This window comes from Albidovulum sediminicola (assembly GCF_025751575.1).
Classification (GTDB): Bacteria; Pseudomonadota; Alphaproteobacteria; order Rhodobacterales; family Rhodobacteraceae; genus Albidovulum; species Albidovulum sediminicola.
The window spans coordinates 1-2022 of the sequence record NZ_JAOWLA010000052.1; the positions used below are offsets into that span (position 1 = coordinate 1).

At 65.1% G+C, this 2022-nt stretch carries 2 protein-coding genes; both read left to right on the forward strand.

What is annotated here, in order from left to right:
* Nucleotides 1–17 precede the first annotated feature (17 nt).
* Nucleotides 18–1694, forward strand: coding sequence for a formate--tetrahydrofolate ligase (locus OE647_RS19995; protein WP_263723528.1), 1677 nt, complete (start codon nucleotides 18–20; stop codon nucleotides 1692–1694).
* 74 nt (nucleotides 1695–1768) lie between these two features.
* On the forward strand, nucleotides 1769–2022 hold a 254-nt coding region (locus OE647_RS20000), incomplete at its 3' end, for a chorismate mutase (RefSeq protein WP_263723527.1).

Genomic DNA, 2022 nt, shown 5'->3' on the forward strand with positions numbered 1-2022 from the left:
AGGGAGAGACGAGGATTATGGCGTTCAAGACCGACATTGAGATTGCGCGTGAAGCGAAGAAGAGGCCGATCCAGGAGATTGGCGACAAGCTTGGGATTCCGACGGAGCATCTGCTGCCGTATGGGCATGACAAGGCGAAGGTTGGGCAGGATTTCATCCGCTCGCTTGAGGGCCGTCCGGATGGCAAGCTTGTTCTTGTGACGGCGATCAACCCGACGCCTGCGGGCGAGGGCAAGACGACGACGACGGTGGGTCTTGGCGACGGTTTGAACCGGATCGGCAAGAAGGCGGTGATCTGCATCCGCGAGGCCTCTCTGGGGCCGAACTTCGGGATGAAGGGTGGCGCGGCCGGTGGCGGCTATGCGCAGGTTGTTCCGATGGAGGAGATGAACCTCCACTTCACGGGCGACTTCCACGCGATCACGAGCGCGCACAACCTGCTCTCGGCGATGATCGACAACCACATCTACTGGGGCAACGAGCTTCAGGTCGACGAGCGCCGGGTGAGCTGGCGCCGGGTGATGGACATGAACGACCGGGCGCTGCGCGACATCGTTGTGTCGCTGGGGGGCGTTTCGAACGGCTTCCCGCGCCAGACGGGCTTCGACATCACGGTGGCCTCCGAGGTGATGGCGATCCTGTGTCTTGCGAAGGACCTTGAGGATCTGCAGAAGCGCCTGGGCGACATCGTCGTGGCTTACCGGCGCGACAAGTCGCCGATCTACTGCCGCGACATCAAGGCCGACGGGGCGATGACGGTGCTTCTGAAGGACGCGATGCAGCCGAACCTGGTGCAGACGCTGGAAAACAACCCGGCCTTCGTCCATGGCGGCCCGTTCGCCAACATCGCGCATGGCTGCAACTCGGTCATCGCGACGAAGACGGCGCTGAAGCTGGGTGAGTATGTGGTGACCGAAGCGGGCTTCGGGGCCGACCTTGGCGCCGAGAAGTTCTTCGACATCAAGTGCCGCAAGGCCGGTCTGAAGCCTGCCGCCGCGGTGATCGTGGCGACGGTCCGGGCGATGAAGATGAACGGCGGCGTGGCCAAGGCCGACCTGGGCGCCGAGAACGTGGAGGCGGTCAAGAAGGGCTGCCCGAACCTTGGCCGCCACATCGCCAACGTGAAGAGCTTCGGCGTGCCGGTGGTGGTTGCGATCAACCACTTCTACTCGGACACGGATGCGGAAGTGGCGGCGGTGAAGGCCTATGTGGCCGAGCAGGGCGCGGAGGCGATCCTGTGCAAGCACTGGGCGAACGGCTCTGCCGGGATCGAGGACCTGGCGCACAAGGTGGTCGAGCTTGCCGAGGGCGGTTCGGCGAACTTCGCGCCGCTTTACCCCGACGACATGCCGCTGTTCCAGAAGATCGAGACGATCGCGAAGCGGATCTACCATGCCGACGAGGTTCTGGCGGACAAGTCGATCCGCGACCAGCTGAAGACCTGGGAAGACGCTGGCTACGGCCATCTGCCGGTCTGCATGGCCAAGACCCAGTACAGCTTCACCACCGACCCGAACCGCCGTGGCGCGCCCACGGGCCATTCGGTTCCGGTGCGCGAGGTGCGGCTGTCGGCGGGCGCGGGCTTCATCGTGGTGATCTGCGGTGAGATCATGACCATGCCGGGCCTGCCCAAGACGCCGGCGGCGGAAGTGATCCGGATCAACGAGGTGGGCAACGTCGAGGGCCTGTTCTGATCGGCGTTCCCACGTTGCGATAGGGGGCCGGGCGCGGTAAGACGCGCCCGACCTGATCTTGCGGAGCGAATGCGATGAAGGCGCCGGCGGACTGCCACTCGATGCCCGAGCTTCGGGCTGAGATCGACAGGCTGGACGGCGAGATTGTCGCGAAGCTCGTGGCGCGGGCGGGTTACATCGACCGCGCCTGTGAATTGAAGGCGGCCAACGGCCTTCCGGCCCGGATCGAGGACCGGGTCGAGGAGGTGGTGGCCAAGGTAAGGGCGCGGGCAGAGGCCGATGGCCTGGACCCGGCGCTGGTCGAGGACCTCTGGCGGCGTCTGATCGA

Excerpts from the sequence above, each read along its gene's own strand:
- OE647_RS19995 (WP_263723528.1), top strand. The coding sequence starts at position 18 with ATGGCGTTCAAGACCGACATTGAGATTGCGCGTGAAGCGAAGAAGAGG.